10 protein-coding genes are annotated in these 11668 nt (G+C 53.7%); 7 read left to right on the top strand and 3 right to left on the bottom strand.

From position 1 onward, the window contains the following. Positions 1–19: 19 nt before the first annotated feature. Positions 20–1021 (bottom strand): zinc-binding alcohol dehydrogenase family protein, encoded by a 1002-nt coding sequence (locus K6958_RS09065; RefSeq protein ID WP_249894329.1) that lies wholly within the window; start codon positions 1019–1021, stop codon positions 20–22. Positions 1022–1342: 321 nt separating this feature from the next. Between K6958_RS09065 and K6958_RS09060 the strand changes: the two genes are divergently transcribed. Continuing rightward, on the top strand, positions 1343–2308 hold the full coding sequence (locus K6958_RS09060) for a LysR family transcriptional regulator (protein WP_249894328.1): 966 nt from the start codon (positions 1343–1345) through the stop codon (positions 2306–2308). Between the two features lie 32 nt (positions 2309–2340). Here K6958_RS09060 and K6958_RS09055 read toward each other — a convergent pair whose 3' ends face one another. Then, on the bottom strand, positions 2341–3348 hold the full coding sequence (locus tag K6958_RS09055; protein ID WP_249894327.1) for an alpha/beta hydrolase: 1008 nt from the start codon (positions 3346–3348) through the stop codon (positions 2341–2343). Positions 3349–3751: 403 nt separating this feature from the next. On the opposite strand from K6958_RS09055, the gene K6958_RS09050 reads away from it, so the two are divergent. The 4 genes from K6958_RS09050 (at position 3752) to K6958_RS09035 (ending at position 7714) form a co-directional block, all read left to right on the top strand. Further along, the gene (locus K6958_RS09050; protein ID WP_249894648.1) at positions 3752–4690 is read left to right on the top strand and encodes a GlxA family transcriptional regulator; all 939 of its coding nucleotides are present in this window, start codon (positions 3752–3754) and stop codon (positions 4688–4690) included. Positions 4691–4858: 168 nt separating this feature from the next. Further along, positions 4859–5674 (top strand): SDR family NAD(P)-dependent oxidoreductase, encoded by an 816-nt coding sequence (locus tag K6958_RS09045; RefSeq protein ID WP_249894326.1) that lies wholly within the window; start codon positions 4859–4861, stop codon positions 5672–5674. Between the two features lie 37 nt (positions 5675–5711). Continuing rightward, positions 5712–6473 carry an SDR family oxidoreductase gene (locus K6958_RS09040; RefSeq protein WP_249894325.1) on the top strand — a complete coding sequence of 254 codons (762 nt, stop codon included), beginning with the start codon at positions 5712–5714 and terminating at the stop codon, positions 6471–6473. 44 nt (positions 6474–6517) lie between these two features. After that, entirely contained in the window at positions 6518–7714 is a 1197-nt protein-coding gene (locus tag K6958_RS09035; RefSeq protein WP_249894324.1) for an MFS transporter, read from the top strand. A gap of 200 nt (positions 7715–7914) precedes the next feature. Here K6958_RS09035 and K6958_RS09030 read toward each other — a convergent pair whose 3' ends face one another. Next, positions 7915–8814, bottom strand: coding sequence for a LysR family transcriptional regulator (locus tag K6958_RS09030; RefSeq protein WP_249894323.1), 900 nt, complete (start codon positions 8812–8814; stop codon positions 7915–7917). 116 nt (positions 8815–8930) lie between these two features. Between K6958_RS09030 and K6958_RS09025 the strand changes: the two genes are divergently transcribed. Both K6958_RS09025 and K6958_RS09020 read left to right on the top strand, forming a co-directional pair. Continuing rightward, positions 8931–9821 (top strand): DMT family transporter, encoded by an 891-nt coding sequence (locus tag K6958_RS09025; protein WP_249894322.1) that lies wholly within the window; start codon positions 8931–8933, stop codon positions 9819–9821. A 312-nt stretch (positions 9822–10133) separates the two neighbouring features. Further along, complete coding sequence (locus K6958_RS09020; RefSeq protein WP_249894321.1) at positions 10134–11612, top strand: SulP family inorganic anion transporter; 1479 nt, start codon at positions 10134–10136, stop codon at positions 11610–11612. Positions 11613–11668: the final 56 nt, after the last annotated feature.

Below are 11668 nucleotides of genomic sequence, written 5' to 3'. Positions count from 1 at the left end.
GTATGCTCTGGCTGGCTAATCAAAAACCGTCCAGTACAATTTTTCCGCGTGCGCGACCGCTTTCAATAAAGGCGTGCGCGCGGCGCAGATTTTCCGCGTTAATTTTCCCGTAATTTTCGCCTTTGGTAGTGCGCAGCGTGCCGTCTTCGATCAGGCGACGGACGTTTTCCAGAATTTCATTCTGACGCGCCATATCGGCAGTCTCAAACAGGGAGCGGGTAAACATCAGCTCCCAGTGCAGGGAAACAGCTTTACGCTTAAGCGGCACCGCATCCAGCGTATCCGGATCGTCAATAACGGCCAGACGCCCCTGCGGAGCCAGCACTTCCACAATCTGCTGATAATGCTTATCCGTGTGTGTCAGGCTGGCGACGTAGCGCACCTCGGACACGCCAATCTCATGCAGGCCTTCCATCAGCGGACGCGAATGATCAATAACATCGTGCGCGCCCAGTTCCCGTACCCAGGCCGCCGTTTCAGCGCGGGAAGCTGTACCGATAACGCGCAGCCCGGTCAACTTGCTGGCCAGCTGCGTCAGTACTGAGCCTACGCCACCAGCGGCCCCAATAATCAGCAGCGCGTCACCATGTCCTTCTTTTACCTCCAGACGATCGAATAACAGCTCCCAGGCAGTTAGCGAGGTTAGCGGCAGCGCGGCGGCGTCGGCATCGCTCAAAGAGGCTGGCTGATGACCGGCTATCCGTTCATCTACCAGGCTGTACTCGGCATAAGCGCCAGGCCGGTTAATCGCACCGGCATACCAGACCCGATCGCCCGGCTTAAACAGCGTGACGCTTTCCCCCACCGCTTCCACTGCCCCGACCGCATCCCAGCCTAAAATGCGTGGCTGCGTGGTGGGCGATCCGGCGCGCACTTTAACATCCACCGGATTAACCGAAATGGCCTGAACCTTTACCAGCAAATCATGCGCGCCCGGCGTAGGTTTTGGCAGCTCAGTCTCATAAAGCGCTTGCGGATTAGTCAGGGGTAATCCGTTCTGGCTGTAGACGATAGCTTTCATAGATATTCTTCCCGTTATGGTGAGTGAAAATGATCGGCGGTGTCGGAAAGAGTAAGGCGTCGCTGTCTGCTGAAAAACGGCATAACGTAAGCAGCACTTTCACTCCAGAAGTGAAAATCAGAGGGATTTTCCCTTGGACCATAAGAAAGGTTTAAAAGTAGGTTGCATACCGACCACAGGCTGATATAACGATTTCATCGTCTTAGATGCGTTACCGGTCAACGGGCGTGCTCGTGCGCATCAGCCGCTATGTGCTGAAATATCCAACCTGGTAGCGGGTATGCGGTCGCCAAAAAGAGAGATTTGTTTACAGGAGCCTGCATGATCCGTCTTGAGGATGTTACGCTGTTTGTCCGTGCTGCCGCTCTGGGCAGCTTTTCCAGCGCGGCGCGTGAGGCTGATATTCTTCTGGGTCAGGTCAGCGCGGCGGTTAACCGCCTCGAACGCGACCTGAATAAACGCCTTTTTGCCCGTTCTACCCGCAGTCTGCGCCTGACGGCAGAGGGAGAGACCTGGCTGCCTTATGCGCAAGAGATGCTGAACATCGTGCAGGCCGGGTCTGAGCGCCTGCAGGGCGGAGAGCATGAGATTCAGGGCGAACTTAAAATCGCGGTGCCGTCAGATATTGGCCGCAACGTGGTGCTACCGGTCATTACCGCCTTTTGCGAAAAACATCCGAAAGTCTCACTGCGGCTCTATCTTTCCGATCAGGTTAGCGATGTGTTCCGCGATCCGGTGGATGTGGCGATACGCTACGGTGTGCTGGAAAACAGCAGTTATGTCGCTCTGCCGCTGGCGGAAGATAACCGCCGCGTCCTGGCGGCGTCCCCCGCTTATCTGGCGAAGCATGGCCGCCCGCAAAAACTCGATGATCTGCTGCTGCATCACTGTCTGCTGTATACGCTGAACGGACACGTTTACGACAAATGGTCCTTTCCTGAAAACGGCGTACGCCGACAGCTGACGGTAAGCAGCAGAATGATGTGCGATGATGCCGATTTAGCGCGGCGCTGGGCAGTTGCCGATATGGGCATTATCTATAAATCCTGGATCGATATCAGTGCCGATGTCCTGGCTGGCAGGCTGGAGATTCTTCTGCCGGAGCAACCCGGCGAGGCCGTGCCTTTGAGTCTGATTTGTCCGCATCGCAAGCAGTTTTCACCCGCGGTTCGTGAGCTTCACGGCTTGCTACGCGAACATCTGAAAGCCATAACGGCGCTTATGCGTACCAGTCCGGCATTTCTTACCGGTAAGCAGGCGCGCCCTTCCGCCAATGAATCGGCATAAGTAAAAAGCCAGGCCTGTAGCCTGGCTTTTTATTATTTCAGATGCGTTTTGAGCGCGTCTGCAGCCTGTTGTAAAGCAGTACGCACCGCCGGCACCGTACTCAGGCCGTTCAGCAGGCCATAATCGTGGATAAGCCCGTTATAACGCGTTACCGTCACATCTACACCTGCGGCATCGAGTTTACGACCAAAGGCTTCCCCCTCATCGCGCAGTACGTCCAGTTCTGCCGTCTGGATCAGCGTCGGCGGCAGCCCTTTCAGTTGATCGCTGGTCGCGCGCAACGGTGATGCCAGAATGTTGTTACGTTCGCTTTCGTTGGTGGTATAAGCATCCCAGAACCATTTCATCATGTTGCGCGTCAGGAAATAACCGTTCTCAAATTGATTGTATGAGGCCGTATCGAAGCGGGCATCTGTCACGGGCCATAACATTACGTCATAACGAATTGCCGGGGTATGTTGCTGTTTCGCCTGTAACGCTACCGCAGCGACCATATTGCCGCCAACGCTGTTACCTACCAATGCCAGTCGCTTACCGTCAACGCCTATTTCCTGGCCATGTTCAGCTACCCAGCGCGTGGCTGCATAAGCCTGATTAATCGCCACCGGATAGTGTGCTTCCGATGAAGGCGTATAGTTCACGAACACCGCGGCAGCGCCGGATTCAACAACAAGATCGCGTACCAGGCGTTCATGGGTTGGAAAATCGCCCAGCACCCAGCCGCCGCCGTGAAAGAACATAAATACCGGCAATGTGCCATGTGATCCTTGCGGTTTAACAATATTCAGCTTCAGCGGCTCTCCATTAACCTGAATGGTTTTTTCAGTCACATCCGCAGCGGGAAGCACCGCCCCTTTTTGTGCGCCTACCAACACCTGGCGGGCATCCTGCGGTGAAAGCTGCTCAATAGGCTTACCGCCGCTGCTGTTCAACGCATTCAGGAAAGCTTCTACATGGCGCTCCGGCTTTGGCGCATCGGCAAAGCTGTTTGCCGAAATGGCGGCCAGGGCAACGGCTAACACGGTTTGTTTGATTTTCATGATATTACTCCTTTAATTAAATCACTATTAAATCGCACGCTACTTAAATTGCCAGCTTAGGGCGTCGTGCGGTGGGCTTGACACTAAGTTACATAGCGCGCGATTAAATCGCAACCTATATTTTCAACGTTTGTTATCACTTCCAGTTAACTAAATGATAATAAAAAGATTAAATTATTTTTTTAGCACATATCGCTTATGCGGCGACGATTAATCTCTACAGACACAACGGTGTTGCGCCTACGTTTTTCCCCAAGGCTGGAAACCCGGGTCGGGCAGGTAACCCATTTGACCGTCAGGTCTGTTTTTTAATGATTGAAACCCATAGCTCACATCCAGCATTATGCAGAAAAAGTGAAGTGCCGATTACACCTCGTGCCGTTTAACAACACAGGAGATGATGATGCATCGGGTAGGTTTACTGATTACCGATCGCTTCCAGGTGCTGGGATTATCCACGCTGAGCGTTTTTGAATTTGCCAACCAGGCGATAAAAGAGCCGTTTTATACCTGTACGGTCTACTCCGAACGCGGCGGCCCGGTTAAATCGTCTTACGGCGTTGGCGTGGACAGCCAGCCGCTTGACGTAGAGGCGCCGATAGATACCTGGCTTGTTGTTGGCGTACTCACTCCGCTGGAGCTACCAGCAACGGCGGGCGTTATCAGCTTTTTACAAAATAATGCCCTGAAAGCGCGCCGCGTCGCCGGAATCTGTACCGGCGCCTTTGTGCTGGCGCAGGCCGGGCTGTTATCCGATCGCCGCGCTACCACTCACTGGGCACACGCGCAAAATATGAAAACCCTGTATCCCGCCATTCGGGTGGAAGAGGATCGTATCTTCATCATTGACGATCACGTCTGGACCTCAGCAGGGCTTACTGCCGGACTGGATATGGCGTTGGGCATGGTGGAAAAGGATCTGGGCACAGATATCGCCCGTAACGTGGCACACCGGTTAGTCATGCATCACCGGCGCTCTGGCGGACAAACCCAGCATTCCGAAATGCTGGCACTGGCGCCGCGCAGCGATCGTCTGCAGTCAGCCCTGGAATATGCGCGCAATAATCTCAATAAACCGCTGACGGTAGAAGATCTGGCTGATGCGGTGCATGTCAGCGCGCGCCAGCTCAGCCGTCTGTTTCGCGCCGAAACGGGGAAATCTCCAGCTAAGGCCATCGAAGGGCTGCGCCTGGAAAATGCCCGCCTGATGATTGAACAGGGCCGCCTGTCGCTGGATGTTATCGCCCGGGAATCAGGATTTCGCGATCGCCGCCATATGCGCGAAGTCTTTATTCGCGGTTATGGTATTCCGCCTCAGTCACTGCGTACCGGCAAGTCTTAACGCCCGCCTTATCTGCCTGCCCTCTCGCGCTCTTTTGTCGCATTTCGCCAGTGAAGGGATGATTCAGGGCAGAAAGATGTCCTGAATTACTACCTTCTGCGTCATTTAGGACGACGTGTGTTTACGTAATATGAATTCACCAAGCACACAACAGACAAGGTGAATATCATGACGCAGCAAACACAGAAAGACCGCGGCACCGCCGTGGTAACCGGCGCCTCAACCGGCATGGGCGCGCTTTACGCCGCTCGCCTCGCAAGAATGGGATACGACCTGATTATCGTAGCCCGCAACCATAACCGCCTGAATCAACTGGCAGAGCACATTACCACCGACAGCGGCCGCAGCGTGGAAGTGGTAGCGGCCGATCTGGCCGATCTGACGCAGCTTGCGGCAGTGGAAGAGAAACTGCGTCAGGATGCCAGCATTACTCTACTGGTGAACAATGCCGGTATCGGCACTCATTTGCCGCTGCTGCAAAGCGAGGCGGACAAAATGACAGCCATGATTAATCTGAACGTAATCGCCCTGACCCGCCTCACTTACGCGGTAGTGCCTGGATTCGTTGCGCGCGGACACGGCGCCATTATTAATATCGCCTCCATTGTCAGTATCGCCCCCGAGTTGCTGAACGGCGTTTACGGCGCCAGTAAAGCTTATGTACTGGCCTTCAGCCAGTCGCTGCATCACGAATTGGCAGATAAAGGCATTCAGGTGCAGGCCGTTCTGCCCGGTGCCACCGCAACCCCGTTCTGGGATAACGGCGGACTGTCGCTCGATAAATTAGATCCGGCGATCGTGATGAGCGCTCAGGAGATGGTTGATGCTGCCCTCACCGGTTTCGCCCGGGGTGAACCGATCACTATTCCGTCTCTCCAGGACGAGTCTTTATGGATCAATTATGAGCAGGCACGCCAGGCCATGATCCCGCACCTGGGTAGCCAGACTCCGGCCGAACGCTACACACCAACCTCCTTTCACTGATTAACAATGATTGAATAGTCCCTACTGGAGAAAAATTATGAAACTGACCAACAACACCATTTTTATTACCGGCGGCACCTCAGGCATTGGCCGCGCAATGGCGGAAAAATTTCATCAACTGGGCAATAAGGTGATCATTTCCGGCCGCCGTAAGGCGCTGCTGGATGAGGTTACCGCAGCGAATCCCGGCATGGATTCGGTGGTGCTGGACGTTACCCGTGCAGAAAGTATTCAAGCCGCGGCGCAGGAAATCCTGTCGCGCTATCCTGCGCTTAATGTTGTCATTAACAATGCCGGTATTATGCCGTTCGACAATGCCGCCGGCGAGCTGGATGATGCGCAGGCCGTTACCTTGCTTAACACTAATATTCTCGGCCCGGTACGCGTCAGCGCGGCGTTTATTGAACATTTGAAGCAGCAGCCTGACGCCGTGCTAATCAATAACAGCTCGGTTCTGGCCTTCCTGCCGTTGGCGACCAATGCGCTCTACTCCGCCACTAAAGCGGCCATTCATTCCTATACGCTTTCTCAGCGCTTTCTGCTGCGCGACACCAGCGTGCAGGTAATTGAAATTTCGCCACCGTGGGTGGATACCGATCTGATTTATAAAAGCGGCGATCCACGCGCCATGCCGCTGGATGCGTTTATTAACGAGACCTTTGACAAGCTGGGCACCGACACCATTGAGGCCATTGTCGATCGTGTTTTGCCGGTGCGTGACAACCCGGGCGCTAATGAACATCTGTTGGTGAACCAGTTCAACCAGTCGGTCATTGACAATCCTATCCCGGTACAGTGATGCCTGCGGGGGCATCTTGCCCCTGCCTCTTTGGGAGCTGAACCATGAGCAATGCCCTTTCATTATCACAGCGTCGCGCGCTGCGTGCGCTAAGCCTGGCTTATTTTGTACAGGCTACCGGCGCGCTCTCCATTGCCGGCAGCCTGACGGCCATCTCTGCCGCATGGCAACTGACCGATTCACAGAGCGCGCGGCTGCTTACCGTTTTTGGTCTGACATTTGCGCTAGCCGCTCCGCTGGCACAGGTCTTATTCGGTCATTACCGTCGTCGCCAGCAGGTACTATCCGGTATGCTGCTGTTCAGTCTGGGCGCATTTGCGTTTGCCCTTTCCCCGGGCTATGGCGCGCTAATCGCCTCACGGGTGATGATGGGATTGGGTGCCGGGCTTATTGGTCCTGTTCTGGTCGCGCTCGGCGCTGAGTTAACCCATGAGCAGCAGCGCGGCCGGGCCATTGGCATCGTCTTACTGGGCGTTTCAATGGCGAGTCTGGCAGGTATTCCGCTTGCCGCCTGGATTGCCAGCCTCTGGGGAGCGAAAGTCCTGTTTGCGCTGGTTGGTCTGATTAGCCTGCTAAGCGGGCTTAATATTCTCTTTTCCGTACCCAGCGGGCCTGAAGGCACCCCTATCCATCTGGCTGACATTGCAGGCGTGCTAAGAAAGGGAGAATATCTTTCCGCTTTTCTGGTGGTATTTTTTATCACCGCCGGCGTATACAGTTTTTACTCTTTTATCGCCCCGCTGATTCGGGATACCTATGCTGGCGGCACCCATGCCGTATCGGCTGCACTGACCGTGCTGGGCGTGGCGGGCGTGCTGGGTAACCTCTATGTAACGCGGGCGGCGGCACGCCTGTCGGCGGAAAAATTGCTGATAACGGGCATGCTTCTGCTTATCATGGATACGGCGCTTATCACCATGCTGCCTAAAATTCTGAGCATTCTGTTGCTGGCGCTGGTTGTCTGGGCATTTGCAACGGATATGCTCTGGCCAAGCCAGCAGCGCAGGGTGGTGGAGTTATCCTCTACAAAACTTCGCGGCGTCGCCCTGGCGTTAACCAGCGCGTTCATGTTTGGCGGCATTGGGTTTGGCTCGGCCGTTGCGGCCTGGATTTATCCGTTGGCCGGTTTTTATGGACTGACTGGCATATCGGTTGCATTTATCCTGATGGCTTTGCTGTGCCTGCGTCTCTCAGAACGGTTAAGAAAGTTACCCGCCTCTGAGCAAGCGGCGCCTCAGTGAACCGCCGCAAAATCCTCCGCGAAAATCGTAGGGCGTTAACGTAGATAATCCGGACCTCGTTACGCCCCATGATGAGCAGCCTGCTCGTGAAGAAAATTAAAATCAGCGGATTTATGCCATTACTGTTTGCTGGCGAGATTGGTGACGCGACGTCCGTGACGGCTTTTCTGCTGACAAACGCTAAACTGGAACCAGGAGATTTATGCATTTCTGTCATCAAGGTACTCAATAAATTGTTTCACGGCTCGTGACAGGTTTTTTGAACTTCTGAATGCAAGGCCAATATTACGGCAGGGTGAAATGTCTATCTTTCTGGTAAGGATACGGTAAGGAATATTTCTGAGGATAAGCGTGGGTAAAATACTGACGCCCAGTTTTTTTTCCACCATGGCCATAACGGCATAATCATCCCACAGGGTGAATTTTACACGCGGCTGAAGTTGGTATTCTCTGAATATCTCCGATATTTCATTATTCCTGCCTTTCTCAAGCAGAATAAAAGGTTCATGACATAATGAAGCAATGGGAACGACATCATAGGCTAAAAGTTTATGCCCTTCAGGAAGAACAACAAGATAGTCATCCTTTTCAAGAAAAAGCGTTTCAAATGCGGGTGAGGCAGGTAAACGTGTGAAACCACAATCCACCCGCCCTTCAGCTATCCAGCTTTCAATTTCCGTATAGTCTCCCAGCAACAGCTCAAAATCTATGTTGGGGTAATCTTCCTGGAACGCTTGTAAAATTCCAGGTAGCCAGTGGGTTGCCACACTCGAAAAGGTACCAATACGGATAATGCCCGACTGCAGCCCGTTGAGCGCATCGACTTCAGCCTGAAGTTTTTGATACTCCTCACAGACCCTTTGCGCAAAGGGTAACAGCGTCACGCCGTCTGATGTCAGTCGCACGCCAGTCCGGCCACGCTCAAATAACGTGACGTTCCATTCTTTCTCTAAATCATTAATCATCCGGCTGATACCAGACTGTGAATAAAATAATTTTTCCACCGCTTTAGTAAAACTCTCCAGCTCGACCACTTGCAGAAAGGCTTTGTACTTTTGAATATTCCTATCCATGAAAAACGCCCCATCTGAATTTGTCATGACATCCATGCTAAACATTCGTTTTTGTAATTACAAATGAGGTGATAAATTTCAGCAAAATGAACGCCATTGTCGGCACGGGCCTCGATGAAACGAGGTAAGGAAAATAAATAATTATGCAATTAAGTAAAGCCACTTTTGCCTCGCAGAGCGCCACATCTGGCTTTGTTTTACTCTGGGGCTGCGCTGCCATCTTTACCCGGCTGGGGTTAGATAACGCATCACCTTTAGCGTTGCTTATTTTCCGTTTTGCCATTGCGCTTGGCACGCTACTGATTATCGGTTGTTTTCGCCGCCGCTGGTTGCCGGAAAAAGGCGCCCGGCGACAAGCGGCGCTGACAGGGCTGATGCTTATCGGCTGCTATTCGGTTTGTTACTTTCAGGCTATGGCGCACGGCGTTACGCCAGGGTTGATTGCGACAATTATGGGTATTCAGCCCATCCTGACGCTATGTATCGTTGAGCGCCGCATGCAGGGAACGCGTATTCTCGGATTGCTGGTGGCGCTTTCAGGCCTGGTACTGCTGGTCTGGCGCAGCCTGTCAACCGCCTATCTGCCCGCGTCCGGGATCGTTTTCGCCCTGGCGGCGCTATTGTTTATGACATTCGGCGCCATCATGCAGAAGAAAACGCGCCAGGCTCCAGCCGAGGTCCTTCCGCTTCAATATGGGATTAGCCTGCTGTTATGCCTCGTTCTCCTGCCGCTGGGCACTTTTCAGGTAAGTTTCAATCGGGAATTTTTTATCTCAGTGCTGTTCCTGGGGGTGCTGATTTCGGTTGTAGCCCAGTTACTGCTCTACCGTCTGCTTAACGCGGGCAGCATTGTTAACGTGACCAGCCTGTTTTATCTGGTTCCCGTTATTACCGCCATTCTGGATTATCTCCTGCTGGGCAATACGCTGCCCTGGTCCGGCATGATCGGTATGGGAGCGATACTGCTCGGAATTATGATGGTGTTTCGCACGCCCGCCCGCAGGAGTGTGGGCAGTAAAAAGCCCGTCTCTTGACCCGGCGGAAGTTTCAGGTAAAGTAAAACGCGCTTCTGGTATGGCGCTCATACTTTTTGATCGCCAGCCAGCTTTCACGGCCTGCTCCGAACACCCGGTTCAGCAGGCTTTTCTGGTTCCTGAAGGGGTTCACACCGCCGTAAAGGAGTTTTCAAAATATCATGCGTATTACGCCGCCCTGAGTGGTAATCCCTCCCTGTTGCGCTGAGTAATCTCGGCCGCACGCACAAAAACATCCCGTCTGCGGATGTGCTTTTTCGTACAAAATTTTTGCCCTCACGGGCTAACTGCATCCAAAAACTGAGAAAAATTATGTTGCTGTCCTCGACGCGTAAGGACTGGCTGGGTAACGTCCGTGGTGACGTACTGGCCGGTATTGTTGTCGCGCTCGCGCTTATCCCTGAAGCGATCGCTTTTTCCATCATTGCCGGCGTAGACCCGCAGGTCGGGCTTTATTCCGCGTTCTGTATCCCTCTGGTTATGGCCTTCTTTGGCGGCCGCCCGGCCATGATTTCATCTTCGACCGGCGCAATGGCCCTGCTGATGGTGACGCTGGTAAAAGACCATGGATTACAGTATCTGCTGGCGGCCTCTGCGCTGACCGGCGTTCTTCAGCTGATTGCCGGTTATCTGCGGCTCGGTAGCCTGATGCGCTATGTATCGCGCTCGGTGGTGACCGGTTTTGTCAACGCGCTGGCGATTCTGATATTTCTGGCGCAGCTGCCGGAACTGACTGATGTCACCTGGCACGTTTACGCACTGACCGCCGCTGGCCTTGGCATTATTTATCTTTTTCCGTACCTCAATAAAACCGTTCCCTCCCCGCTGGTCTGTATCCTGGTGCTGACCGCCATTTCCATCTGGCTACATCTGGATGTGCGCACCGTGGGCGATATGGGCAAACTGCCTGACAGCCTGCCGGTGTTTCTTATCCCGGCGATTCCCTTTAACCTCGATACCCTGCTGATTATTCTGCCTTATTCCGCCGGTCTGGCCGTGGTGGGGCTGCTGGAATCAATGATGACGGCAACCATCGTGGATGAGATGACCGATACGGCAAGCGATAAGAATCGCGAGTGTAAGGCGCAGGGCATCGCTAATATCTGTACCTCCTTGATTGGCGGCATGGCGGGCTGCGCGATGATTGGTCAGTCGGTTATTAACGTCAAATCTGGCGGGCGCGGACGCCTTTCCACGCTGACTGCCGGCGTGGTGCTGTTGCTGATGGTGGTATTTCTGCGTGAATGGGTATCGCAAATCCCGATGGCGGCGTTGGTTGCGGTGATGATCATGGTCTCTATTGGCACCTTCTCCTGGCGATCCCTTACGGATCTGCGCTCACATCCGCTATCAACCAGCGTAGTGATGCTGGCGACCGTGGTGGTAGTGGTAGCCACGCATAACCTGGCGTTTGGCGTGCTGACCGGGGTGCTGATTGCCTCGTTGAACTTTGCCACTAAGGTTGCCCGCTTTATGACGGTTGATTCGAGGTTACAGGATGGCACGCGTACCTACATCGTCACCGGTCAGGTATTCTTTGCCTCATCCGACCGTTTCACCCGTGACTTCGACTTTCGCGAAACGGTTGAGCGCGTGGTGATTGATGTCACGCATGCTCATTTCTGGGATATTACCTCTGTCAGCGCGCTGGATCGCGTGGTGATTAAGTTTCGCCGCGCAGGAAAGGCGGTGGACATTCGGGGCATGAACGAAGCGACCCAAACCCTGGTCGATCGTTTCGGCGTGCATGACAAACCAGAAGATATTGAAAAGCTGATGGGCGGCCATTAACCATCAATTGCGGTCTGGCCCATCTGATGGCCAGACCGCAACGTCAAAAAGGATAG

Source organism: Mixta hanseatica (assembly GCF_023517775.1).
Taxonomy (GTDB): domain Bacteria; phylum Pseudomonadota; class Gammaproteobacteria; order Enterobacterales; family Enterobacteriaceae; genus Mixta; species Mixta hanseatica.
Note: the sequence above shows the minus strand (reverse complement) of the source record. Positions and strands in the feature narration are given on the sequence as shown.

Excerpts from the sequence above, each read along its gene's own strand:
- K6958_RS09060 (WP_249894328.1), top strand. The coding sequence starts at position 1,343 with ATGATCCGTCTTGAGGATGTTACGCTGTTTGTCCGTGCTGCCGCTCTG.
- K6958_RS09020 (WP_249894321.1), top strand. The coding sequence starts at position 10,134 with ATGTTGCTGTCCTCGACGCGTAAGGACTGGCTGGGTAACGTCCGTGGT.
- K6958_RS09025 (WP_249894322.1), top strand. The coding sequence starts at position 8,931 with ATGCAATTAAGTAAAGCCACTTTTGCCTCGCAGAGCGCCACATCTGGC.
- K6958_RS09035 (WP_249894324.1), top strand. The coding sequence starts at position 6,518 with ATGAGCAATGCCCTTTCATTATCACAGCGTCGCGCGCTGCGTGCGCTA.
- K6958_RS09040 (WP_249894325.1), top strand. The coding sequence starts at position 5,712 with ATGAAACTGACCAACAACACCATTTTTATTACCGGCGGCACCTCAGGC.
- K6958_RS09050 (WP_249894648.1), top strand. The coding sequence starts at position 3,752 with ATGCATCGGGTAGGTTTACTGATTACCGATCGCTTCCAGGTGCTGGGA.
- K6958_RS09065 (WP_249894329.1), bottom strand. The coding sequence starts at position 1,021 with ATGAAAGCTATCGTCTACAGCCAGAACGGATTACCCCTGACTAATCCG.
- K6958_RS09030 (WP_249894323.1), bottom strand. The coding sequence starts at position 8,814 with ATGACAAATTCAGATGGGGCGTTTTTCATGGATAGGAATATTCAAAAG.
- K6958_RS09055 (WP_249894327.1), bottom strand. The coding sequence starts at position 3,348 with ATGAAAATCAAACAAACCGTGTTAGCCGTTGCCCTGGCCGCCATTTCG.
- K6958_RS09045 (WP_249894326.1), top strand. The coding sequence starts at position 4,859 with ATGACGCAGCAAACACAGAAAGACCGCGGCACCGCCGTGGTAACCGGC.